Source organism: Vogesella urethralis (genome assembly GCF_007644045.2).
Classification (GTDB): Bacteria; Pseudomonadota; Gammaproteobacteria; order Burkholderiales; family Chromobacteriaceae; genus Vogesella; species Vogesella urethralis.
Window position 1 is genome coordinate 13,292 of the sequence record NZ_VMDW02000125.1, and the last position, 23,498, is coordinate 36,789.

21 protein-coding genes are annotated in these 23,498 nt (G+C 62.9%); 11 read left to right on the top strand and 10 right to left on the bottom strand.

The window, feature by feature from the left end:
• Window positions 1-41 precede the first annotated feature (41 nt).
• The 3 genes from aspS to FLQ03_RS15710 all read right to left on the bottom strand — a co-directional run bounded on the left by aspS (window position 42) and on the right by FLQ03_RS15710 (window position 2,812).
• The gene (gene aspS / locus FLQ03_RS15700) at window positions 42-1,835 is read right to left on the bottom strand and encodes an aspartate--tRNA ligase (RefSeq protein ID WP_144373124.1); all 1,794 of its coding nucleotides are present in this window, start codon (window positions 1,833-1,835) and stop codon (window positions 42-44) included.
• 83 nt (window positions 1,836-1,918) lie between these two features.
• Window positions 1,919-2,572, bottom strand: a complete 654-nt coding sequence (locus FLQ03_RS15705; RefSeq protein WP_144373125.1) for a DUF502 domain-containing protein — start codon at window positions 2,570-2,572, stop codon at window positions 1,919-1,921.
• 6 nt (window positions 2,573-2,578) lie between these two features.
• A complete protein-coding gene (locus FLQ03_RS15710; protein WP_144373126.1) occupies window positions 2,579-2,812 on the bottom strand; it encodes an FmdB family zinc ribbon protein in 234 nt (77 codons plus the stop codon).
• Between the two features lie 248 nt (window positions 2,813-3,060).
• Between FLQ03_RS15710 and fabI the strand changes: the two genes are divergently transcribed.
• Genes fabI through FLQ03_RS15725 form a run of 3 tightly spaced genes read left to right on the top strand, consistent with a single transcriptional unit; the run spans window position 3,061 to window position 6,035 of the window.
• Window positions 3,061-3,837: an enoyl-ACP reductase FabI gene (gene fabI / locus FLQ03_RS15715; RefSeq protein ID WP_144373127.1), complete on the top strand. Its 777-nt coding sequence runs from the start codon at window positions 3,061-3,063 to the stop codon at window positions 3,835-3,837.
• An 18-nt stretch (window positions 3,838-3,855) separates the two neighbouring features.
• Window positions 3,856-4,854 carry a bifunctional enoyl-CoA hydratase/phosphate acetyltransferase gene (locus tag FLQ03_RS15720; protein WP_276607781.1) on the top strand — a complete coding sequence of 333 codons (999 nt, stop codon included), beginning with the start codon at window positions 3,856-3,858 and terminating at the stop codon, window positions 4,852-4,854.
• Between the two features lie 14 nt (window positions 4,855-4,868).
• Window positions 4,869-6,035 (top strand): acetate/propionate family kinase, encoded by a 1,167-nt coding sequence (locus tag FLQ03_RS15725; RefSeq protein ID WP_144373129.1) that lies wholly within the window; start codon window positions 4,869-4,871, stop codon window positions 6,033-6,035.
• A gap of 74 nt (window positions 6,036-6,109) precedes the next feature.
• Here the strand turns inward: FLQ03_RS15725 and FLQ03_RS15730 are convergent, their stop codons facing one another.
• A complete protein-coding gene (locus FLQ03_RS15730; RefSeq protein WP_240802292.1) occupies window positions 6,110-7,243 on the bottom strand; it encodes a phospholipase A in 1,134 nt (377 codons plus the stop codon).
• A gap of 126 nt (window positions 7,244-7,369) precedes the next feature.
• Window positions 7,370-7,636: a 30S ribosomal protein S20 gene (rpsT, locus tag FLQ03_RS15735; RefSeq protein ID WP_144373131.1), complete on the bottom strand. Its 267-nt coding sequence runs from the start codon at window positions 7,634-7,636 to the stop codon at window positions 7,370-7,372.
• A 131-nt stretch (window positions 7,637-7,767) separates the two neighbouring features.
• On the opposite strand from rpsT, the gene murJ reads away from it, so the two are divergent.
• The 3 genes from murJ to ettA all read left to right on the top strand — a co-directional run bounded on the left by murJ (window position 7,768) and on the right by ettA (window position 12,067).
• On the top strand, window positions 7,768-9,309 hold the full coding sequence (gene murJ / locus FLQ03_RS15740) for a murein biosynthesis integral membrane protein MurJ (protein ID WP_144373132.1): 1,542 nt from the start codon (window positions 7,768-7,770) through the stop codon (window positions 9,307-9,309).
• A 78-nt stretch (window positions 9,310-9,387) separates the two neighbouring features.
• Complete coding sequence (gene queF / locus FLQ03_RS15745) at window positions 9,388-10,230, top strand: NADPH-dependent 7-cyano-7-deazaguanine reductase QueF (RefSeq protein ID WP_144373187.1); 843 nt, start codon at window positions 9,388-9,390, stop codon at window positions 10,228-10,230.
• A 169-nt stretch (window positions 10,231-10,399) separates the two neighbouring features.
• Window positions 10,400-12,067, top strand: a complete 1,668-nt coding sequence (gene ettA, locus FLQ03_RS15750) for an energy-dependent translational throttle protein EttA (protein ID WP_144373133.1) — start codon at window positions 10,400-10,402, stop codon at window positions 12,065-12,067.
• 80 nt (window positions 12,068-12,147) lie between these two features.
• Here ettA and FLQ03_RS15755 read toward each other — a convergent pair whose 3' ends face one another.
• Together FLQ03_RS15755 and FLQ03_RS15760 are read right to left on the bottom strand one after the other, a co-directional pair.
• Window positions 12,148-12,585 (bottom strand): hypothetical protein, encoded by a 438-nt coding sequence (locus tag FLQ03_RS15755; protein ID WP_144373134.1) that lies wholly within the window; start codon window positions 12,583-12,585, stop codon window positions 12,148-12,150.
• A 443-nt stretch (window positions 12,586-13,028) separates the two neighbouring features.
• Entirely contained in the window at window positions 13,029-13,802 is a 774-nt protein-coding gene (locus tag FLQ03_RS15760; RefSeq protein WP_144373135.1) for a DODA-type extradiol aromatic ring-opening family dioxygenase, read from the bottom strand.
• 102 nt (window positions 13,803-13,904) lie between these two features.
• On the opposite strand from FLQ03_RS15760, the gene FLQ03_RS15765 reads away from it, so the two are divergent.
• The 5 genes from FLQ03_RS15765 (at window position 13,905) to FLQ03_RS15785 (ending at window position 20,486) form a co-directional block, all read left to right on the top strand.
• Window positions 13,905-14,852 carry a LysR family transcriptional regulator gene (locus tag FLQ03_RS15765; protein ID WP_144373136.1) on the top strand — a complete coding sequence of 316 codons (948 nt, stop codon included), beginning with the start codon at window positions 13,905-13,907 and terminating at the stop codon, window positions 14,850-14,852.
• Between the two features lie 84 nt (window positions 14,853-14,936).
• Window positions 14,937-16,658 carry an ABC transporter substrate-binding protein gene (locus FLQ03_RS15770; protein WP_144373137.1) on the top strand — a complete coding sequence of 574 codons (1,722 nt, stop codon included), beginning with the start codon at window positions 14,937-14,939 and terminating at the stop codon, window positions 16,656-16,658.
• Between the two features lie 68 nt (window positions 16,659-16,726).
• Window positions 16,727-17,665, top strand: a complete 939-nt coding sequence (locus tag FLQ03_RS15775; RefSeq protein ID WP_144373138.1) for an ABC transporter permease — start codon at window positions 16,727-16,729, stop codon at window positions 17,663-17,665.
• Between the two features lie 10 nt (window positions 17,666-17,675).
• On the top strand, window positions 17,676-18,764 hold the full coding sequence (locus FLQ03_RS15780) for an ABC transporter permease (RefSeq protein ID WP_144373139.1): 1,089 nt from the start codon (window positions 17,676-17,678) through the stop codon (window positions 18,762-18,764).
• 9 nt (window positions 18,765-18,773) lie between these two features.
• Entirely contained in the window at window positions 18,774-20,486 is a 1,713-nt protein-coding gene (locus tag FLQ03_RS15785) for an ABC transporter ATP-binding protein (RefSeq protein WP_144373140.1), read from the top strand.
• Between the two features lie 328 nt (window positions 20,487-20,814).
• Here the strand turns inward: FLQ03_RS15785 and FLQ03_RS15790 are convergent, their stop codons facing one another.
• The 3 genes from FLQ03_RS15790 to FLQ03_RS15800 all read right to left on the bottom strand — a co-directional run bounded on the left by FLQ03_RS15790 (window position 20,815) and on the right by FLQ03_RS15800 (window position 23,496).
• The gene (locus tag FLQ03_RS15790; RefSeq protein ID WP_144373141.1) at window positions 20,815-20,943 is read right to left on the bottom strand and encodes a DUF3149 domain-containing protein; all 129 of its coding nucleotides are present in this window, start codon (window positions 20,941-20,943) and stop codon (window positions 20,815-20,817) included.
• 217 nt (window positions 20,944-21,160) lie between these two features.
• Window positions 21,161-22,171 carry a cytochrome d ubiquinol oxidase subunit II gene (locus FLQ03_RS15795; protein WP_144373142.1) on the bottom strand — a complete coding sequence of 337 codons (1,011 nt, stop codon included), beginning with the start codon at window positions 22,169-22,171 and terminating at the stop codon, window positions 21,161-21,163.
• Window positions 22,168-23,496, bottom strand: a complete 1,329-nt coding sequence (locus tag FLQ03_RS15800) for a cytochrome ubiquinol oxidase subunit I (protein ID WP_144373143.1) — start codon at window positions 23,494-23,496, stop codon at window positions 22,168-22,170. Before FLQ03_RS15800 ends, FLQ03_RS15795 begins: the two co-directional genes overlap by 4 nt.
• Window positions 23,497-23,498 lie beyond the last annotated feature (2 nt).

Here is a 23,498-nt window from a genome sequence, read left to right on the forward strand (position 1 = left end):
GACGGGGCCCGTTGTGTTGACTATGCCAGGTGCGGCCAACCTTAGGCGGTCGGCTCGGCCTTCTGGCGCAGGCGCAGGTTCAGTTCGCGCAGCTGCTTCTCGTCTACCGCGTTCGGCGCGTTGGTCAGCAGACACTGCGCACGCTGGGTTTTCGGGAAGGCAATGACGTCGCGGATGGACTCGGCGCCGGCCATCAGGGTTACCAGACGGTCCAGACCGAAGGCCAGGCCACCGTGCGGCGGGGCGCCGAACTTCAGGTTGTCCAGCAGGAAGCCGAACTTGTTCTGCTGCTCTTCCGGGCTGATCTTCAGCGCGGCGAACACTTTTTCCTGTACATCGGCGCGGTGGATACGCACCGAACCACCACCGATTTCCCAACCGTTCAGCACCATGTCGTAGGCACGGGCCAGGCAAGCGCCCGGGTTGGTGTCCATCAGGTCTTCATGGCCCGGTTTCGGGCTGGTGAACGGATGGTGACAAGCGGTCCAGCGGTCGGCTTCTTCGTCGTGTTCGAACATCGGGAAGTCCACCACCCACAGCGGGCGCCATTCGCGCACGAAGTAGCCGTCTTTCTCGCCACGCTCGTGACCGATCTTGATACGCAGCGCGCCGATGGCTTCGTTCACGACTTTGGCCTTGTCGGCGCCGAAGAAGATGATGTCGCCGTTCTGGGCACCGGTACGCTCGATGATGGCTTGCAGGCCGGCAGCGGACAGGAACTTTACGATCGGGGACTGCAGGCCTTCTTCGTTCAGCTTGGTGACGTCGTTGACCTTGATGTAGGCCAGACCCTTGGCGCCGTAGATGCCGACGAACTGGGTGTAGTCGTCGATCTCTTTACGCGACAGGGTGGCACCGTTCGGTACGCGCAGGGCCACCACGCGGCCATTGGCCATGTCGGCAGCACCGCGGAATACCTTGAACTCTTCCGACTTCATCACGTCGGTCAGTTCGGTGAATTTCAGGCTGACGCGCAGGTCCGGCTTGTCGGAGCCGTAGTAGAACATGGCGTCGCCGTAGGTCATGCGCGGGAACTTGCCCAGCTCCACGTTCATCACGTCGCGGAAGATTTCCTGCGCCATGTTTTCGGTGATGTCCATGATCTGGTCCTCGTTCAGGAACGAGGTCTCGATATCGATCTGGGTGAATTCCGGCTGGCGGTCGGCACGCAGGTCTTCGTCACGGAAGCACTTGGTGATCTGGTAGTAGCGGTCGAAGCCGGCCACCATCAGCAGCTGCTTGAACAGCTGCGGCGACTGCGGCAGCGCGAAGAACTCGCCCGGATGCACGCGGGACGGTACCAGGTAGTCGCGGGCGCCTTCCGGGGTGGAGCGGGTCAGCATCGGGGTTTCGATGTCGATGAAGCCCTGCTTGTCCAGGTGGTTACGCACGCCCATCGCCACGCGGTAACGCAGGCGCAGGTTTTTCTGCATGGCCGGGCGACGCAGGTCGATGACACGGTTGGTCAGGCGCACGTTCTCGGACAGGTTTTCGTCGTCGATCTGGAACGGCGGGGTAGCCGCGGTGTTCAGGATCTCGATGTCCTTGGCCAGGATTTCGATCTCGCCGGAGATCATCTTGCTGTTGGCGGTGCCGGCCGGGCGCTCGCGCACGATACCGGTGATGGACAGCACGTATTCGTTACGGGCGCTATCGGCGGTCTGGAACGCTTCCGGGGTGTCCGGATCGATCACTACCTGCACCAGACCTTCACGGTCGCGCAGGTCAATGAAGATCACGCCGCCGTGGTCACGACGACGGTGAGCCCAGCCTTTGACGGTAACGGTCTGGCCGAGGTATTTCTTGTCGATAAGTCCGCAATAATCGGTACGCATTGCAATGCCTTTGTGTTGAATTCGTAGAGGGATTTCCTGACAGGTAGACGCAAAACCGGGTTGGCCGCGTGCGGCCAACCCTGTCAATTTCGTTCGTCACCCACCTGCTTGCGCACGTCGGCAGGGGCAGGTGGTGCCACCACCCCCATGGAAATCACGTACTTCAGGGCCTCGTCCACGCTCATGTCCAGCTCGCGGGTATCGCTTTTGGGCACGATGATGAAATAGCCCGATGTGGGGTTCGGCGTGGTCGGTACGTAGACGCTGACGTACTCCTCGTCGCCCAGCTGCGTTTTGAGCTGGCCGGCCGGGGTACCGGTCTGGAACGCCACGGTCCACGCGTTCTGGTGCGGAAAGCGCACCAGCAGCGCCTGGCGGAATGCCTGGCCCGAGTCGGACAGCAAGGTGTCGGACACCTGCTTCACGCTGTTGTAGATGGTGCTGACCACCGGGGTGCGGGTGAGTACCAGGTTCCACAGGTCCAGCAGCTTCTGGCCCAGCACGTTGGCCGCCATGAAGCCGGTGGCCAGCAGGATGGCAAACGCCAGCACCACGCCGAGGCCCGGAATGTCGAAACCGAACAGGCTTTCCGGGCGCCAGGCACGCGGCAGCAGGTTGATGGTCTGGTCCAGCGTGCCGACGATCAGGTTCAGAACCCATAGCGTCACCGCCACCGGCAGCCAGATCAGCAAACCGGCAGCCAGGTAGCCGCGCAGGGTCATCTTGATGTGTTTCATAGGGCCTCAGGCGCAACCGCCGCTACCGCAGCCGCCACTGCCACAGGCCGGGCCGCTGCCGTTCTTGAAGTCGGTGACGTACCAGCCATTGCCTTTCAGCTGGAAGCCGGCGGCAGACAGCTGCTTGCTGTACTGCTCGCTGCCACAGGCCGGGCATTGGGCGATGGGATCATCGCTCATCTTCTGCAGATGTTCCTTTTGCGCACCACAGGCGGCGCAACGGTATTCATAAATCGGCATGTTTTACCACTCCAACCACAACGACGATGACATAATCAGGCAAATATTGCAGTGCATCAAACCGCATCGCAATAAACAGGCTCATGATAATGGGGCCAGAACCACACTAGGGCAAGCCCGAACCCGCACAAACGGGTGATTATATCCGACTGATACGCCAATACAAAAATCGGATTCACGGTGCTGCAATGCACGCACTGCAGCATGGGCTGGCCCCCTTCTTTTGTTACCTGATTACAGGAGCTGCCATGAGCACATCCCACCTGCCGCTGGCCGGCAAACGCGGCCTGATTGTTGGCGTGGCCAACGAGCACAGCATTGCCTACGGTTGCGCCAAGGTCATGCACGACCTGGGCGCCGACGTTGCCATCACCTACCTCAACGACAAGGCCGAAAAATTCGTGCGCCCGCTGGCCGAAGGGCTGGATGCGCGGCTGATCCTGCCGCTGGACGTGCAGCAGGACGGCCAGCTGGAAGCGGTATTCGAAGCCATCCGCGAGCAATGGGGCAGCCTGGACTTCGTGGTGCACTCCATCGCGTTCTGCCCGATGGACGACCTGCACGGCCGCGTGACCGACTGCTCCAAAGACGGCTTCCTGCAAGCGATGCGCGTGTCGTGCTACTCGTTCATCGAGATGGCGCGCCTGGCCGAGCCGCTGATGGTGAACGGCGGCGCCCTGCTAACCATGAGCTACTACGGCTCCGACAAGGTGGTAGAAAACTACAACATCATGGGCCCGGTCAAAGCGGCGCTGGAAAGCACCACCCGCTACATGGCCCACGAGCTGGGCAGCAAGGGCATCCGCGTGCACACCATCTCCCCCGGCCCGCTGAAAACCCGTGCCGCCAGCGGCATTGCCCACTTCGACAAGCTGATCGACGACGCCATCGAGCGCGCACCACAGAACCGACTGGTCAGCATCGAGGACATCGGCCATACGGCCGCCTTCCTCGCCTCCGACGCCGCCCGCGCGCTGACCGGCGAAGTGACCTACGTGGATGGCGGTTTCAATATCATGGCCTGAGTACGGCCAGCCCAGCCCGTGCCGGCAAGCCGCCCGCCGGCACGGGGCATTTCCTGGCGGCACCGTACAGGAGCAGCAGCCATGACCCGCGACGATCACGCATTTACCGACATTATCGAACAAGCCCGCAGCAACGGCCCGCGCCCGATGGCCGTGGCCCACCCGTGCAGCCCGGAAGCCCTGCAAGGTGCGGTGGAGGCCGCCGAACACGGCATCGCCACCCCGATCCTGATTGCCCCTCGCGCCAAGCTGACCAAGCTGGCCGCCAGCCTGGACATCGATCTGGGCCGTTATGAGACCATCGACGTGGAACACAGCCACGCCGCCGCAGAGCGCGCGGTGGAGCTGGTACGCGAAGGCTTTGCCGACAGCCTGATGAAGGGCAGCCTGCACACCGACGAATTCATGAGCGCGGTGCTGGACCGCGCCAAGGGCATCCGCACCGACCGCCGCATCAGCCATGTGTTCGTGATGAAGGTGGAAAGCTACCCGCGCTACCTGTTCATTACCGACGCGGCCGTCAACATCGAACCGGACCTGGCCACCAAGCGCGACATCTGCCAGAACGCCATCGACCTGTGCCACGCACTGGGCCTGGCTCGCCCCAAAGTGGCCATTTTGTCGGCGGTGGAAACCATCAATCCGAAGATCCGCTCTACGCTGGACGCGGCCGCCTTGTGCAAGATGGCCGACCGCGGGCAGATCAAGGGTGCGCTGCTGGACGGGCCGCTGGCATTCGACAATGCCATTTCGCACGCCGCAGCCGATACTAAGGGTATCGAATCGGACGTGGCCGGCGAACCGGATATCCTGCTGGTGCCGGATCTGGAATCCGGCAACATGCTGGCCAAGCAGCTTACCTATCTGGCCGCCGCCGCCAGCGCCGGTATCGTGATGGGCGCCCGGGTGCCCATCGTGCTGACCAGCCGCGCTGACGACGCTGCCGGCCGCTTGGCCTCGGCAGCCGTGGCCAACCTTTACGCCGCCAGCCGGCGCCAGCAGGCGGGCAGCAGATAATGCAAGGAGACAGCATGGGCAAGGCACTGATTGCCATCAATGCAGGCTCGGCCACCCTGAAATTCCGCGCCTACGGCAGCGACGGCAAGACGCTGCTGGCGCGCGGCATGGTGGATCACTTTGGCCGCGACAACGCGGTGCTGGAACTGGACAAAGGCGGCAAGCGCTTCCAGCTGCCGCTTGACAGCGCTGGCCGTGACGAAAACGTGGCCGCGGTGCTGAACACGCTGGCCGACCACGACCTGCTACCGCAGGCGGTGGTCCACCGCGTGGTGCACGGCGGCCAGCACTACCGCAGCCCGGTGGTGATGACGCCAGAGGTGGTGGACGCGCTGTCGGCGCTGATTCCGCTGGCGCCGCTGCACCAGCCGGTCAGCCTGTCGGTGATGCACGCCTTTGCCAAGCTGGACCCGCACCTGACACAGATCGCCTGCTTCGACACCGCCTTCCACTGCAGCCAGCCGGTAGTGGCCACCCGCTTCGGCATTGCCCGCCACTGGCACGACAAAGGCCTGCGCCGTTACGGCTTCCATGGGCTGTCGTACGCGTCCATCGCCCGCCGGCTGCCCGAACTGGGCTTGGGCGACAGCAAGGTGGTAGTCCTGCATCTGGGCAGCGGCGCCAGCGCCTGCGCCATCCAGGCAGGCCACAGCGTGGCCTCCAGCATGGGCTTTTCGGCGCTGGACGGGCTGATGATGTCTACCCGCCCCGGCACGCTGGACCCGGAAGTGGTGTTGTACTGGATGGAACACGGGGGCATGGACGTGACCGCGGTGCGGCAGGAGCTGTACAAGCAATGCGGGCTGCTGGGCGTGTCCGGCGGGCTGTCCAGCGACATGCGCGAGCTGCTGCAGGCACGCAGCGACGAGGCACGCGAAGCGGTAGAGCTGTTCTGTTACCGTGCCGCGCGTGAAGTGGCGTCGCTGGCCACCGCCATGAAGGGGCTGGACGCCATCGTGTTTACCGCCGGCATTGGCGAGCGCTCGCCGGAAATCCGCAGCCGCATCCTCAAGCAACTGGCTTGGCTGGGCTTCGAGGCCGATCTGGCGGCCAACCTGGCGCAGTCTTACCGCATTACCGCCGCGGGCAGCCGCCTGCACGCCTACGTGATGGCCACCGACGAGGAAGGCGAAATGGCGCGTGAAGCCGCTGGCCTGCTGTGCGGCGATATCGAACTGTAACGCCCTGCCCGATAAAACAGTACGCCCCTGTCAGCCGTTGGCCGCAGGGGCGTTTTCTTTTGAGTAGCAAGCAATCAGTTGCTGAGCCAGTCGGTCAGCATCAGGCCAAAGCCGATGCCACGCGAGCGGTGGTTGTAATCCAGCAGCGACTCGCCGTAGCCGTCGTAAGCCTGTACATAACCGCGCAAGCGGCCGGCCACCGGGAAGGTCCAGTCCAGCTGCGCAGCGCCTTTGTGGCTGCTGGGGTTGTAGCGCACGGTTCCGCCGAAGGTATGGCCGTTCCAGCGGTACACCGCCTGCAGGTCGCCGCGCCCGGTAAAGGTTTGCAAGTCGGGGTTATCGTCTTCGCTGGCTTTTTCCGGCAGCCGGTACCACCAGCGCGCCGTCAGCGACAGGTTGCCGTTTTCAGCCCCCAGCATGCCGTACAGGCGGTTCCAGCTGCGCGACAGCGGGTCGGTCTGGCCATTGGACTGGTGCAGTAAACCGATACCGGCAACGCGGAAACGCCAGTCACCCAGTTGCCATTTGGCCGGCAACGGCGTGGTCAGCACCACTTCCGGCTCGTAATCGGTTTCACGGAACGGCGACGATTGCTGCTTGTTGTACATCTGCCAGTGCGACTGTTGACTGTAGCCGAACCACAAATCGGCTGGGGTTCCCAGCACGTTTTCCCACATCTTGCTCTTGAACGAGATCTGGTACTTCACTTCGACGTTGTTCATTTTCTTGCCGAACAACGTCACCGCTTCCTGCGTTGGCGAATCGGGCCGCACATTGGGCGAGGCCTGGTACCACACCGGCAGGATGTAGGTGGGCTTGTGGGCGCGCAGTACAAAGGTGCCCAGCTTGTTGTCTTCGTCCAGGTCCCACTGGCTGGCCAGCGTACTGTGCTTGCTGCTGGTAATCACCGGCACCGCGGATGCAGCACGCTGGCTACCCAGCTCGGGCAAGCTGGCGGCAGCCCCGCTAGCCGGCAACGACACACCATTGGCCACCGGTTCGATAGCCGCCACGGGGGCAGGGTTGGCCGCAGCCTGCACGGCTTGGCTGGTGACAGATGGCACCGGCAGCGGCTGGGCGGCCAGCGCGTCGTAACACGCCAGCCTGGCAGCGCCATCGCCCAGCTGGGCGCACTGCTGCAAGCCGACCTGCAGGTTGCCATCGGCCCAGGCCAGCGGCGACAGCAACAGGGGAAGAAGTTTTCGCATTGTCGTCATCGATAGAAACACCGGCAGTGACAGACTGGCCGGCTGCCGCAAAGTGCCCGGTCGTAAAAACACAAAAGGCCCCGCGATTGCGGAGCCTTTGCGTATTCTTTTGCCGTTAAGGGCAAATTAGGCGGCCATGGCCTTAACTTGGGCGGACAGACGGCTCTTGTGACGAGCAGCCTTGTTCTTGTGGAACACGCCTTTGTCAGCGATACGGTCGATGACTTTGGTGGAAGCCTGGAATTGAGCCTGAGCAGCGGCTTTGTCGCCAGCTTCAACGGCTTTGATAACTTTCTTTACTGCAGTGCGGAATGCAGTACGCAGGCTAGCGTTTTGCGCGCGCTGCTTGAGAGCCTGGCGTGCACGCTTGCGAGCTTGTGCGCTGTTAGCCATGTGGTGTCTCCTGATGAGCGGAATCTGAAACCGGCGATTCTAAGCCCTAACATGAGGTTTTGCAACAACAAACCCACCCGCGTAAACTGGCGGGCTTAAACCTTCTTCATAGTGTCTGATTTTACCCAAGCATGAACCTCCTAAAAGCGCTGGCAAAAGTCAGCAGCATGACCCTGGTTTCGCGCGTGCTGGGCTTTGTCCGCGACGCCATCATTGCCCGCGTATTCGGCGCCGGCCTCGCGACCGACGCCTTCTTTGTGGCCTTCAAACTGCCCAACCTGCTGCGCCGCATCTTTGCCGAAGGCGCCTTTTCGCAGGCCTTCGTGCCGGTACTGGCCGAATACAAGGAACAGCGCGGCGAAGCGGAAACCCGCGCCTTCCTGTCGCACATCACCGGCACGCTGACGGTAGTGCTGATGGCGGTCACTGCGCTGGGCATGCTGGCCGCACCGTGGATTATCTGGCTCACCGCTCCCGGCTTTGCCAGCAATCCGGACAAGGTGGCGCTGACCAGCGAGCTGCTGCGCATCACCTTTCCTTATATCTTGTTCATTTCGCTGTCGTCGCTGGCCAGCAGCGTGCTCAATACCTGGAACCGCTTTTCGGTACCGGCGTTCACGCCCACGCTGCTGAACGTATCGTTCATCCTGTGCTCGCTGCTGCTGACGCCCTACTTCGACCCGCCGGTACTGACCCTGGCGTGGGCGGTGTTTATCGGCGGCATTGCCCAGCTGCTGTACCAGCTGCCGCACCTGAAGAAGCTGGACATGCTGCCGATGCCACGCCTGAACCTGCGCGATGCCGCGGTCTGGCGTGTCATCCGCCAAATGGGGCCGGCTATTTTCGGTGTATCCATCGCGCAGATCTCGTTGGTGATCAACACCATTTTTGCGTCGTTTCTGGTGTCCGGCAGCGTGTCGTGGATGTACTACGCTGACCGGCTGATGGAATTCCCCACCGGCGTGCTGGGCGTGGCGCTGGGCACCATCCTGCTGCCGTCGCTGTCCAAACAGGCGGCACGCGGCCCGGAAAGCCAGGGCGAATTCAGCCAGTTGCTGGACTGGGGCATGCGGCTGTCGCTATTGCTGGCGGTGCCGTCCACCGTCGGCCTGGCGGTGCTGTCGCAACCGCTGATTGCCACGCTGTTCATGTACGGCAAGTTCACCGCCCACGACGCTGCCATGACGCAGCAGGCGCTGATGGCTTACGCCGTCGGCCTGCTGGGATTGATCCTGGTGAAAGTGCTGGCGCCGGGCTTTTATGCGCGGCAGAACATCAAGACGCCGGTGAAGATTGCACTGATTACGCTGGCCGCCACCCAGCTGATGAACCTCACCTTTATCGGCCCGCTGAAGCACGCCGGTCTGTCGCTGTCGATTGGCCTGGGCGCCTGCCTGAACGCCGCCCTGCTCTACCACCAGCTGCGCAAGCACGGCATCTACCAGCCCTCTGCCGGCTGGCCGGGCTTCATGCTGCGGCTGGCCGGTGGTGTGGCCGCCATGGCCGCCACCCTGCTGCTGCTGCTGAACGTGCTGCCGATCGACTGGCACGGCCACAGCTGGCAACGCGCGCTGTGGCTGCTGCTATTGGTAGTTGCTGGCGCCGGCGCCTACTTTGCCACGCTGCTGGCGCTGGGCCTGCGCCCCCGCCAGTTCATGCGGCGTACCGTCTGAACACCCGGCAGGCTGCTGCAGCCTGCCTACAATAAAGCTGGCGGCGGCCCCTGCGGGTACGCCGCGGCACGAGGAATGATGATGACCCCGACCTACACCCCCGAGTTTTCCCCGCTGGGCAAGAAGGTGGACTACCAGGACCAGTACGACAACAGCCTGCTGTTCCCGATTGCCCGCCAGCAAAAGCGCGACGAGATCGACGTGGCGGCCAATGCGCTGCCGTTTCACGGCGTGGACCTGTGGACCGGCTTTGAGCTGTCGTGGCTGAACGCACGCGGCAAACCGCAGGTGGCGATTGCCACCTTCCGCATTCCGGCCGACAGCCCCAACCTGATCGAGTCCAAATCGTTCAAGCTGTATCTGAACAGCTATAACCAGACCCGCATCGCCAGCTGGGACCAGGTACAAGCGCAGCTGAGCATGGACCTCAGTAACGCTGCCGGTGGCAAAGTCGAAGTCAGCCTGCTGTCGCCGGCCGATTTTGGCCGCGAACAGATTGTGGAGCTGGCCGGCAGCAGCATCGACGAGCTGGATATCGAGGTAGACAACTACGCGCCCTGCCCACAACTACTGCACGCCGATGCGGCCAACGTGGTCAGCGAAACGCTGTGCTCGCAACTGCTGAAGTCCAACTGCCTGGTAACCGGCCAGCCGGACTGGGGCAGCGTGCAGATCAGCTACACCGGCCCGCGCATCGACCGCGAAGCGCTGCTGCGCTACCTGATCGGCTTCCGTCAGCACAACGAATTCCACGAACAGTGCGTGGAGCGCATCTTCACCGACGTACTGCAGGCCTGTGCGCCGCAGCGCCTGACCGTATATGCGCGCTACACCCGCCGCGGCGGCCTGGACATCAACCCGTGGCGCAGCAACGACCCGGCTGCCGTACCGCCGGCCAACGTCCGCACCGCACGCCAGTAACAAGGTTGGCCGCAGGCGGATTTGATACACTGATGGCTTGTTTTTTCAGCCACGGAAGCACACTGAAAACACGAAACCGGCCAGCGCTTTCGCGCCTGCATGGCAGCGCCTCGTGTATTTGGTCAGCTTCGGTGGCGGTCTGTTTTTTCATACTGAAACTAGGTAAACCATGGCTCAATACGTGATGTCCATGCTCCGCGTGAGCAAGATCGTCCCCCCCAAGCGCCAGATCATCAAGGACATCTCGCTGTCCTTCTTCCCCGGCGCCAAGATCGGCCTGCTGGGTCTGAACGGCGCCGGTAAATCCACCGTGCTGAAGATCATGGCCGGCGTCGAAAAAGAATACGACGGCGAGGTGCAGTGGCAGCCGAACCTGAACATCGGCTACCTGCCGCAGGAACCGCAGCTGGACCCGGAAAAAACCGTGCGCGAAGAAGTGGAAAGCGGCATGGGCGAAGTGATGAACGCGCAGAAGCGTCTGGAAGAGGTGTACGCCGCCTACGCCGAGCCGGACGCCGATTTTGACGCCCTGGCCGAAGAACAGGCCCGCCTGGAAGCCATCATCTCTGCCGGCGCCGGTGACAACATCGAACTGCAGCTGGAGCTGGCCGCCGACGCGCTGCGCCTGCCGCCGTGGGACGCCAAGATCGGCCCGCTGTCCGGTGGTGAAAAACGCCGTGTGGCGCTGTGCAAGCTGCTGCTGTCCAAGCCCGACATGCTGCTGCTGGACGAACCCACCAACCACCTGGACGCCGAATCGGTAGAGTGGCTGGAACAGTTCCTGGTGCGCTTCCCGGGTACCGTGGTGGCCGTCACCCACGACCGCTACTTCCTGGATAACGCTGCCGAATGGATTCTGGAGCTGGACCGAGGCGAAGGCATTCCGTGGAAGGGCAACTACTCCGGCTGGCTGGAACAGAAAGAAGCCCGCCTGCAGCAGGAAGCCAAGTCCGAAGCCGCGCGCATGAAGGCCATGAAGCAGGAACTGGAATGGGTGCGCCAGAACCCGAAAGGCCGCCAGGCCAAGTCGAAGGCGCGTATCGCCCGCTTCGAGGAACTGTCCAGCTTTGAAAACCAGAAGCGCAACGAGACCCAGGAAATCTTCATTCCGGTGGCCGAGCGTCTGGGTAACGAAGTGATCGAATTCGAGAACGTGTCCAAGGGCTTTGGCGACCGCCTGCTGATCGACAACCTCAGCTTCAAGGCCCCGCCGGGCGCCATCGTCGGCATCATCGGCCCCAACGGTGCCGGTAAGTCCACCCTGTTCAAGATGATTGCCGGCAAGGAACAACCGGACAGCGGCAGCGTGAAGATCGGCCAGACCGTACAGATGGCCTTTGTCGAACAGACCCGCGAAGGCCTGGACGGCGACAAGACCGTGTTCGAGGACGTGTCCGGCGGCGCCGACCTGATCACCGTCGGCAAGTTCGAAATGTCCAGCCGCGCCTACCTGGGCCGCTTCAACTTCAAGGGCGCCGACCAGCAGAAGAAAGTAGGCATGCTGTCCGGTGGCGAACGCGGCCGCCTGCACCTGGCCAAAACCCTGCTGAAGGGCGGCAACGTGCTGCTGCTGGATGAACCGTCCAACGACCTGGACGTGGAAACCCTGCGTGCGCTGGAAGACGCGCTGCTGGAATACGCCGGCACCGTGTTCGTGATCAGCCACGACCGCTGGTTCCTGGACCGTATCGCCACCCACATCCTGGCGGCGGAAGGCGAATCGCAGTGGACCTTCTTTGACGGCAACTACCAGGAATACGAAGCCGACAAGAAGAAACGCCTGGGCGAAGAAGGTGCCAAGCCCAAGCGCATCCGCTACAAGCCGGTTACCCGCTAAGCCTTGTTTGCGGCCAACCTTGGCCCGGACAACAAAAAAGCCCGCAATTGCGGGCTTTTTTACTTTGTGCTGCGCCGAGATCAAGCGATGTAAGCAGCATCACCGGATTCGCGTTTGGCGATGTACGGAGCATCACCGGACTCGCGCTGAGCAATGTAAGCAGCGTCGCCGGATTCACGTTTGGCGATGTAGGCTGCGTCGCCCGACTCACGTTTGGCGATGTAGGCAGCGTCGCCCGACTCACGTTTGGCGATGTAGGCAGCGTCGCCGGATTCACGTTTGGCGATGTACGGTGCGTCGCCGGATTCGCGCTTGGCGATGTAAGCAGCGTCGCCGGATTCACGTTTGGCGATGTACGGTGCGTCGCCGGATTCGCGCTTGGCGATGTACGGTGCGTCGCCGGATTCACGTTTGGCGATGTACGGTGCGTCGCCGGATTCACGTTTGGCAACATCTTGGGCTTGGGCAACACCAGCAAACAGGGCAATGGCGGTAGCGATCAGAGTCAGTTTTTTCATGGTCAATTTCCTTTAAGTGTGCGGTTGGCGGTCTCTCGCGTCACAGCAGAACCACCGGTTCAGGACAAGGACTCAAACCAACCTCACTGTTGACGACTTGCGTCATGTCTGTGCGTCCTTGCGATGTGGTAACTTTAGTGACTATCTGCATTAGTAGATAGCGGAAGCTTTTGAACAAAGCATTTTGATTTTTTGAACATCAAAAACCGCTTGTTTTTCCAAGACATACGAGCATCTTGATTGGTTCAAAACCTTAACACTTGTTAACACTCAGCAGGTTTCACAATTTTTCTGATGATAGAAAGGCTGCTTCAGCGCAGAAAGCCACCCTATAAATGCCAATGGCACATTCCAAATGCATGATTTTGCCATAAAAAAAAACCGGGCTTGGCCCGGTTTTGTGTCAATCATGTTTCAAGTTACACGCTGCCAGCAGCACTCGTTCAGCCCAATACCCAGGCATCCATGGTGACGGACGCGTATTCGATCCCGCGATGCAAGCTGCGGCCAACCTTGCCGTCGGCAGCGCCCAGCGCGAAGAACAATGGCAGCAGATGCTCATCCGTCGGGTGATTGTCGCGCGCAAACGGCGCCTGCTCCCGCCACGCCAGCAAGCTGTCCACGTCCCCGGCTTCCATTTTGTCAGCCACCCAGTCGGCAAACGCTTGTGCCCACGGCTGCGTCGGCGTACCCGGTGCGCCCAGCGCGTACAGATTGTGGGTCACACTGCCGGAACCGATGATCTGTACCCCCTCTGCGGCCAACCCTGCCAGCGCCTTGCCCAGCAGATAATGGCTGCGGGCGTCGTGCCGCGGCAACGTAGACAGCGTGATCACCGGGATGTCCCCTTCCGGGTACATCATCAGCAGCGGCACCCAGGCACCGTGGTCCAGACCGTCGGCTTCCATCAGATGGGCGGGCAAGCCAGCAGCTTGCAGGCGCTGATGTACCTGCCCTGCCAGCTCGGCACTGGAAACGGCCGGGTATTGCAGGCGGTACAGCTCGCGCGGAAAGCCGCCGAAGTCGTACACCGTCTGCCAGCGTGGCGACCAGCCCACTACCGGTTCCCGCGCCAGGTTGTGCGCCGACATGATGACGATGGCTCGCGGTCGCGGCTGGCTGGCAGCGTACCGTTGCCAGACATGGCGCGCCGGCGATTGGTTGATCAGTACGTCCGGCCCGCCGTGGGACAGGAACAAAGGGGCAAAATAGTGCATGGCTGGCTCCGTCAAAAGGGTATGCCACTATTACATTGCATTGCCAATAATTGATAAACCGGCAATCATGAACTGCATTAGCAACCATCAGGAAACAATCAGATGAACAGACTCGACTCCTTGCGCGTGTTCCAGGCCATCGTCGACGCAGGCAGCCTGGTCGGTGCCGCGGCGCGGCTGGACTTGTCCAGCGCCATGGTCAGCAAGCACCTGGCCGCGCTGGAAAAACACCTGGGCTGCCGTCTGATCCAGCGGACGACGCGCCGCATGACGCTGACCGAAGCCGGTGAGGAATACCACCGCCGCGTGGCGCTGATCCTGGCGCAACTGGAAGAAGCCGATGCCATGGCCCAGCAGCAAAGCGTCAGCGTGGGCGGGCGCTTGCGTATTGCGGCACCGCTGTCGTTCGGCATGCGCTTTCTGGGGCAATGGTTGGCCGCACTGCACGCCAGCCACCCGCAGCTGGACATCGAACTGGTGCTGTCCGACGAACAGGTAGACCTGGTGGAAGCCGGCTTCGACCTGGCGCTGCGCATCAGCACCCAGCCGCTGGCCGGCCACCTGGTGGCGCGGCCGCTGGGCCAGCTCGCCATGCACGTCTGTGCGGCGCCGTCCTACCTGGCCGCGCACGGCACGCCGCGCACGCTGGCCGAGCTGGCCGGCCACGCCTGCCTGCGCTACAGCCTGCAGCAGACGCACTCCAGCTGGCTGTTCGGCCACGGCAGCCAACTGCGCCAGGTGACGGTGCACGGCCCGCTGACCGCCAATAACGGCGATGTGCTGGTGGACGCCGCCATTGCCGGTATGGGTATTGCTTACCAGCCGGACTTCCTGGTGAATGCCGCCCTGGCCGATGGCCGCTTGCAGGCCTTGACGCTGGACGTGGCACCACAATACGCCGGCATTTACGCGGTCTACCCTGCCCGGCGCTACCTGCCACAGAAGGTGCAACTGACGCTGCAACTGTTGCAACAGCAACTGGCCAGCCTTTGCCGCCACAGTGGCATACTGCCCGAAAGTCCAGTCACGCCTGTGCAGCACTCGACGTAAAGACCGGCAGCTTTCAGACTGCACGCACCAAAGCGGCGCCCATGCAGCCCGCATGACAATACCGAACAAGATTGGGAGAAAACGATGAAGAAACACATTCTGCTGGCCACGCTGGCCGCACTGGCAGCCGGTCATGTCTCCGCTGCCGACATGAATAAGGTACTGCGCGTCGCGTTCAATGTGCCGGAAACCGGCTTCGACCCGGCCAAGGTGTCGGACAGCTACTCCGGTGCCATCCTGGAAAACGTGTTCGACCCGCTGGTCACTTACGACTACGACGCCCGCCCGGCCAAAGTCGTGCCCAACACCATCGCCGCCATGCCCACCGTCTCTGCCGACGGCAAGGTGTACACCTTCAAGCTCAAGCCTGGCATCTACTTCGCCGCCGACCCGGTGTTCAAAGGCCAGAAACGCGAGCTGACCGCCGCTGACTACGTTTACGCCATCAAGCGCCACCTCGACCCCACCATCAACTCGCCGTGGAGCTTTCTGGTGGACGGCCGCTTTGCCGGCGCCGAGGCGCTGGTGAAAGCCGCCGGCAAAGGCGCACTGAACTACGACACCCCGGTAGAGGGCATCAAGGCGCTGGACAAATACACGCTGCAGCTCACCCTTACCGAAGGCAACTTCAATTTCCTGCAGATTCTGGCCATGCCGGCGTTTGGCGCCGTGGCCCGCGAGGCCATCGAAGGCTACGCCAGCAACACCAACGCCAAACCGGTCGGTACCGGCCCCTACCTGCTGAAAGAATGGAAGCCGGGCAACAAGATCGTACTGGAAGCCAACCCAGGCTTTCGCAAGGAAAGCTACAAAGGCAAGCCGGTGCCAAACGTTGGCCGCGTGGAAGTGAGCATCATCGAGGAAGAGCAGCCGCTGTGGCTGGCCTTCGTCAACAAGCAGCTGGACGTGTCCGGCATTCCGCAGGCCGCCTTGCAGGAAGCACTGCTGATCGACCCGAAAAACCCGCTGAACGTGAAGCTGCAAGACAAATACGCCAAGCAGGGCATGCAGCTGCAGCGCAAGAAAGAGCTGGAAATCACTTACCAGTTTTTCAATATGCAAGACCCGGTGGTGGGCGGTGACGCCAAGGAAAAAATCGCGCTGCGCCGCGCCATCGCCATGGCCTTCCCGCGCAACGAAACCATCGCCGCCATCCGTCGCGGCCAAGCGGTACCGGTGAACTACGTCATTCCGGAAGGCGTGGCCGGCCACAACCCGGCGTTCAAGGGCTCGGTGAAATACGACCCGGCGGCAGCCAACGCGCTGCTGGACCGCTTCGGTTACAAAGTGGGTGCCGACGGCCTGCGCACGCTGCCGGACGGCAAACCGCTGTCCATCGAGATGGCCACCGGCACCAGCGGCATCGACAAACAGTGGAACGAATACTGGCAGAAAGCCTTCGACAGCCTGAAGATCAAGCTCACCTTCAAGTACGGCAAGTGGAACGAACTGAACAAGGCCAACCGTCAGGGCAAACTGCAGATGTGGGGCCTGGCGTGGAGTGCCGACTACCCGGACGGCGAAAACTTCATGCAGCTGCTGTACGGCAAAAACGCCGGCGACGCCAATAGCGCCAGCTTCAAGAACGCCGAGTTCGACCGCCTGTTCGCTGCCTCGCTGAAGCTGCCGGATGGCGCCGAGCGCAACAAGCTGTACGATGCGATGAACAAGATCGTGGTGGCGCAACAGCCGTGGATCTTCGGCGATACCCGCATCCGCAGCTCGCTGGCGCACAGCTACGTGAAAAACTTCAAGCTGCACCCGCTGCTGAATACCACCTGGCGTTACCTCGACCTCCAGAAGTAATCCCGTCCTGATCCACCGCAGCCGGCCCCGATACGGGGCTGGCTACCCGTGTTTGCCCGGAGGCCGACATGCTTGCCTACATCCTGCGCCGTCTATGGCAGATGGTCCCCACCCTGTTCGGGGTAATGCTGCTGCTGTTCATCCTGTTCAACTGGGTGGGTGGCGACCCGTCCTACATCCTGGCCGGCAAGAGCTTTTCTGCCGAAACGCTGGCCAATATCCGCCACCAGCTGGGGCTGGACAAATCGCTGCCCGAGCAATTCCTGATCTTCGTGCAGCAAGTGCTGACGCTGGACTTCGGCATCTCGTGGTCCACCCAGCAACCGGTAGCCGACATCCTGGCCAGCCGCATCGTGCCGTCGCTGACGCTGGCCATCCCCATGCTGCTGGTCAGCCTGATCCTGGCGGTACTGTTGGCCGCCGTGGTGGCCTACCTGCGCGGCAGCCTCACCGACCGGCTGGTCACGCTGATCTGCACGCTGGCGATGTCGGTCAGCGCGCTGGTCTACATCATTGCCGGCCAATACTGGCTGGCGCACAAGCTGGGCTGGTTCCCCATCCTGGGCTGGAGCGACCACCTGGCCACCAACCTGTGGCTGTACGTGCCGCTGCCGCTGCTGCTGGGCACCATCGTCAGCCTGGCGCCCGATATCCGCTTTTACCGCAGCTGTTTCGTGGAAGAGATGAACCACGACTACGTGCGCACCGCCCGCGCCAAAGGCCTGTCGGAGCCCGCCATCATGCTGAAGCACGTGATGCGCAACGCGCTGATTCCGGTGGTCACCTCGCTGATGATGTCGCTGCCCTACCTGTTTCTGGGCGCCCTGCTGCTGGAGCGCTTCTTCGGCATCCCCGGCATGGGCAACGAAGTGATCAATGCCGTCGACCGCAGCGACTTTCCGGTCATCAAGGCCATCACCATTTACGTCGCGTTGGCCACCATGCTGTTCAATCTGCTGGCCGATATCGTCTACAAACTGATCGACCCGCGCGTCGAGTTGAAATAAGGAGCGCGCGATGCACCCGTCCCACACCATCCCGGCGGCCGACGCCGCCTGCCCGCCGTCGCGCAGCCTGTGGCAACTGGGCTGGCAACGCCTGAAGCGCGACCGCATCGGCTTTGCCTCGCTCTGGATCGTGGCCGCTTTCGTGCTGCTGGCCATCGCCGGCTGGCTGGGCCTGGCCGGCAGCCACTGGCGCGAACAGGTGGCCAAACCGAATACCCCGCCGGCGCTGTTCAAACAGTACGGCCCGGCCACGGTAGAACTGACCGCCGCCGACATCGACGCGGCACAACAAGCCGGCAGCACCGCGGCCGACGCCAGCGCCGCCACCGGCATCAGCGCTGAAGACGACCCGTTGGCCGCCGACATGGCCGCCGCCCAGGCCGAAGCCGCCAAGGCAGCGCCGGTCGCCGCCGCCGCCCATCGTGACGATCTGGCGTTCGGCAGCGACGCTCGCGGCCGCGACGTACTGCAAAAAGTCATCCAGGGCACTGCCACCTCGCTGCTGGTCGGCCTGTGCGGCGCCGTGCTGGCCATTGCCGCCGGCACGCTGCTGGGCGCGCTGTCCGGCTACTTCGGCCGCCGCGTGGACGACCTGCTGATGTGGTTTTACAGCGTGTTCACCTCGGTGCCCGACATGCTGTTGCTGCTGGCGTTTTCCGCAGTGATGAGCCGCGGTATCGACACCGTGATCATGGTGATGGCGCTCACCAGCTGGACCGGCACCTACCGCCTGATGCGCGCCGAGTTCATGAAACACAAGTGCCGCGAGTATGTGCAGGCCGCCGACGCCATCGGCGCCGGACACCGCAGCCGCATGTTCCGCCACATCCTGCCCAACGTCAGCCACCTGCTGCTGGTGCAGTTTTCCATCCTCACCGTGGCCCTGATCAAGTACGAAGCCATCCTGTCGTTCCTGGGCTTTGGCGTCAGCGTCACGCAGACCAGCTGGGGCGCCATGCTGGCCGAAGCCCCGTCCGAGCTGCTGCAAGGCTACTGGTGGCAGATGGCCGCGGTAACCCTGTGCATGTCGGTGCTGGTCACCGCCTTCAGCATGCTGACCGATAGCCTGCGCGACGCGCTGGACCCGAAAGTGAAGTAAGGAGCCGCCATGACCCCCGCTACCCCCCTGCTGAGCGTGCGCCAGCTGCGCGTCAGCTTCCGTAACGAAGACGGCGACTGCTTCGAGGCCTTGAAGGGCATTGATTTCGACATTGCGGCCAACCGTACCGTGGCGCTGGTCGGCGAGTCCGGCTCCGGCAAGTCGGTGACCTCGATGGCCATCCTGCGCCTGCTGCCGCAGCAAGGCTGCCACATCCACCCCGACAGCCAGATCCTGTTCGAAGGCCGCAACCTGCTGGCCGCCGACCGTCGCGAACTGCGCCAGCTGCGCGGCCGCGACATCGCCATGATCTTCCAGGACCCGATGAGCGCGCTGAACCCGGTGTTCACCGTAGGCGAGCAGATCATGGAAACACTGATGCTGCACACCGGCCTGCGCCGCAAAGCGGCGCGCCAGCGTGCGATGGCGCTGCTGAAAGAGGTGGGCCTGCCGGAGCCGGACCGCAAGGTGGACGCCTACCCGCACCAGCTGTCCGGCGGCCAACAGCAACGGGTGATGATCGCTATGGCCATCGCCTGCGAGCCCAAGCTGCTGATTGCCGACGAACCCACTACCGCGCTGGACGTGACCATCCAGAAGCAGATCCTGACCCTGATTGCGCGGCTGCAGAAAAGCCACGGCATGGCGGTGTTGTTCATCACCCACGACCTGGGCCTGGTCGGCGAGTTTGCCGACGAGGTGATCGTGATGCGCCACGGCGAAATCCGCGAACACGGCCCGCTACAGCAGGTATTCAGCCAGCCGCGGGACGCCTACACCAAGGCGCTACTGAACTGCCGGCCGCGGCTGGACTGCCGCCCGGCGCGGCTGGCGGTGATCGACGACTTCCTGCAGGGCCAGCCTTACGTGCCGCCGGCGCACCGCGAGCGCGGTTACGCGCCGGACGACGACATCGTGCTGGACGTGCAAGGGCTGTGCAAAAGCTTTACCAGCCGCGAAGGCCTGTTCGGCCAGCACGTGTTCCATGCGGTGAAGGACGTGTCGTTCAAGCTGGCACGCGGCAAGACGCTGGGCATTGTCGGCGAATCCGGCTCCGGCAAGACCACGGTGGGGCTGACGCTGATGCGGCTGCACCAGGCCAGCGCCGGGCGCGCGCTGTTCCACGGTGAAGACATCCTGGCCATGCCGGCGCGCGACTTTCACGCCTACAAACGCCGTATCCAGATCGTGTTCCAGAACCCGTACGCCTCGCTGAACCCGCGTTTTTCGGTGGAAGACATCCTGCTGGAGCCGATGACCCTGCACGGCATCGGCGCCGACCGTGCCGAGCGACGCGCCATGGCGCTGGCGCTACTGGACCGCGTCGGCCTGCCGGCACGGGCGTTGCAGAAGTATCCGCACGAGTTTTCCGGCGGCCAGCGCCAGCGCATCGCCATTGCGCGCTGCCTGACCATGAAGCCAGAAGTGCTGATCTGCGACGAATCGGTCTCGGCGCTGGACGTCTCGGTGCAGGCCCAGGTGCTGAACCTGCTGCAGGACCTGCAGGACGAGTACGGCCTGTCCTACCTGTTCATCTCGCACGACCTGTCGGTGGTGAAACACATCTCCGACCAGGTACTGGTGATGCAGCACGGTCAGGTGGTGGAGCAAGCCGACGCCGACACGCTGTACGCGCAACCGCAGCACGCCTACACCCGCCAGTTGCTGGCAGCCATCCCGCAGGGTTGGCCGCAGGCTTGCAGCGGCACGCAAGTGGCCTGAACCCTGCTGCCATAAGAACAAGGCCGGCTTGCGCAGCAAGCCGGCCTTCAGGCTGCGGACAGACTATCAGTCAAGACTTTACCGGACCCGGCAAAGCCGGGCCGCCCGCTAACCATTTTGGCATCCGCAGCCTTCCTGTTCACAAGACAAAGCCTGTTTGCAACGCAAACAGGCTTTGTCATCCCTATCAATGCCGGCTTGCGCAGCAAGCCGGCATTGTTGCTGGAAAAACAGACAAAAAAAGGGGGTAACGGCCCACCACCGTACCCCCAAACACACACACATCAAGAGGAAATCACACACACATGCCATGGCATGCGTTTGAAGCTTATTTGTCGTCGTGCGTCTTTTTGATAAAGATCCCGATACAGGTCGACACGATGATGGTTGTCACGGCAATGACGATCGCGCTCAGTACGCCGACGTCGTCGGACAGCAGTTGTTTCCACAGTTCCATGATTAAGCTCCTCCGGCAAACCCGGTATTCGATCTGGATGGCGCCATCTTACCCCCGGTGTTAATGGGGGCTTTGACCCAAGTCAAGCGTCTCGCTTTATCAAAATGTAACGTGTCGTATCCATGCGCCAACAAGACAAACCCTGCTTTAAGTACATGAAAGCACATGAAAAAAGGGCAGGAATATCTCCTGCCCTGTTGATCTGGCGCAATATTTTCTAGCTGTAACTGAGCTTGCCGGCCTTGCCCCAGAACACGCGGTAGGCAAACACCGTGTAGGCGATGATGGTAGGCAGTACCACGGCGGCACCGGCCAGAATCACCCACAGTGCTTCCGGGTCGCTGGCGGCCTGCCAGATGTCCAGCCGGCCGATGACGATTTCGGGAAACACGCTATACGCCAGCCCCCAGAACGCCAGCAACACAATGCCCACGGTGCAGGCAAACGGCAGCCAGCACAGCGCGTCCTGCCCGGCACGCTGGCGTGCGGCCAACCTGGGCAGGCTGGCGGCCAGCAGGCCGAACAGCGCCACACTGATCAGTGGCAGCGGCAACAGCAGCAGGAAATCCGGCAGCACGAACCATTTGTCGGCGATGCGGCTGCTGGCCAGCGGCGTGGCGACGGACACCAGCAATACCGCCAGCGCAGTACCCGCCAGGGCCCGCTGCGCCCAGCGCGTGGCACGCTGTTGCAAACCGCCGCTACTCTTCATGATCAGCCAGCCGGCGCCCAGCAGCACGTAGGCGGCGGTCAGGCCCAGCCCGGCCAGCAACGCAAAGGCCCAGGCGCCGGCGCCGGGCGCAAAGCCGGTGAGGTAGCGGCCCAGCATCACACCCTGGCTAAGCGCCGCCAGCAGCGAGCCGGCGGCAAAAGCGAGGTTCCACGCCGGCTGGTGGTGCGCCTGCGCCTTGACGCGGAAGTCGAACGCCACCCCGCGCAAGATCAGCCCCAGCAACATGATGGCCACCGGCAGGTACAGCTCGCCCAGGATGATGCCGTGCGCCATCGGAAACGCCACCAGCAGCAGCCCCACGCCCAGCACCAGCCAGGTTTCGTTGGCGTCCCAGAACGGGCCGATGCTGGCGATCATGGCGTCGCGCTCGTCGTCATTGCCCAGCGGCAGCAGCACGCCGACGCCCAGGTCGTAGCCGTCCAGCACCACGTAGATCAGCATCGACAGCGCCATCAGGCCGGCAAAGATCACCGGCAACCACAGTTCGGCATTCATGGCTGTACTCCTTCAAGGTTGGCCGCAGGCGCTGCCTTGCGCGCCAGGTAAAACACCACCGACACATAGCTGGCCAGCAGCACCACGTACAGCGCCAGGTACATCAGCAAGGTAGACAGAATCATGCCGCTACCCACCGTCGACGCGGCGTCGGCAGTACGCAGGATGCCGGTCACCAACCACGGCTGGCGGCCGATTTCGGTGACGTACCAGCCGGCCACAGTGGCCACCCAACCGGAAAACGTCATCGCCACCAGGCCGCGCTGCAGCCACGGTGCCAGTTGGCCGCGACGCAGCTGCCACCATGCCAGCCAGCTCACCGCCAGCATCAGCAGGCCTACTCCCACCATCACGCGGAAGCTCCAGAACACCTTGGCTACCGGCGGGTGAGCGTTGGGAAACTCGTTCAGGCCGCGGATCTCGCCATTCGGGTCGTGGGTAATGATCAGGCTGGCCAGTTTGGGAATGCCCACCTCGAAGCGGTTGCTTTGCGTGGCCTCGTCCGGCAATGCAAACAGCAGCAACGGCGCGCCGCGCTCGGTGTGCCACACGCCTTCGATGGCGGCCAGCTTGGCCGGCTGGTGGTGGAAGGTGTTCAGGCCGTGCATGTCGCCCACCAGTACCTGCAGCGGAATCAGCAGCGCCGCCAGGCTGACGCCGGTTTTCAGCGTGTGCGCCACCGCAGCCGCCCGGTCACCGCGCAGCCAGCGATAGGCCGACACCCCGGCCACCAGAAACGCCACTGTCAGGCCGGAGGCCAGCAGCATGTGCGTCAGGCGGTAGGGCATGGACGGGTTGAAGATCACCGCCAGCCAGCTTTGCACGTGCACCTTGCCGGCGATCACCTCCACCCCGGCCGGAGTCTGCATCCACGAGTTCAGCACGATGATCCAGAACGCCGACACCGTGGTGCCGAACGCCACCAGGAAGGTGGCCAGCGTATGCACGCGGTTGGACACCTTGGCGCGGCCGAACAGCATGATGCCGAGGAAGGTGGCCTCCAGGAAGAACGCGGTCAGCACCTCGTAAGCCAGCAGCGGCCCGGCCACATTGCCCACGTGCTGCATGAAGCCCGGCCAGTTGGTACCGAACTGAAAGCTCATGGTGATGCCGGACACCACGCCCAGTGCAAAGGTCAGCGCGAAGATCTTCACCCAGAAGCCGTAGGCGTCCATCCATGCCTCGTCGCCGCTGCGGTTGAAGCGCGCCTTGAAGTACAGCAGCACCCAGCCCATGGCAATGCTGATGGTAGGGAACAGGATGTGGAAGGTAATGTTGGCCGCAAACTGGATGCGGGCCAGGATGACGGGGTCGAGCGCGTCCATGA